The organism is Pantoea sp. GbtcB22 (assembly GCF_019091025.1).
Taxonomy (GTDB): Bacteria; Pseudomonadota; Gammaproteobacteria; order Enterobacterales; family Enterobacteriaceae; genus Pantoea; species Pantoea leporis.
In genome coordinates, this window is the sequence record NZ_JAGXKB010000949.1 from 1 (window position 1) to 232 (window position 232).

Genomic DNA, 232 nt, shown 5'->3' on the forward strand with positions numbered 1-232 from the left:
GTGCCCACCAGCGAGGTGGCGGCGGCGAGCTGCTGGCGGGCATTGAAATTCGGCGCGGCGACGCAGCGCCCATCGGGATAATCTTCACCGTTATCAAAGCTCCAGCCCTGTCGGCGAATGCGTGCCAGCTCGGTACGCAGCGCGTCGGCATTGCGCAGCGTGGTTGGCGTCACCGCCACAAAGCGCAGGCCGCTGATGATGCGGTCCTGCTCTTCAGGGTGCTGCCAGGGGA

General features: G+C 66.4%; 1 protein-coding gene. It reads right to left on the bottom strand.

Translation table 11 applies throughout. The features are described from left to right. On the bottom strand, nt 1–232 hold a 232-nt coding region (locus KVT28_RS27140; protein ID WP_217551438.1), incomplete at both ends, for an IclR family transcriptional regulator C-terminal domain-containing protein.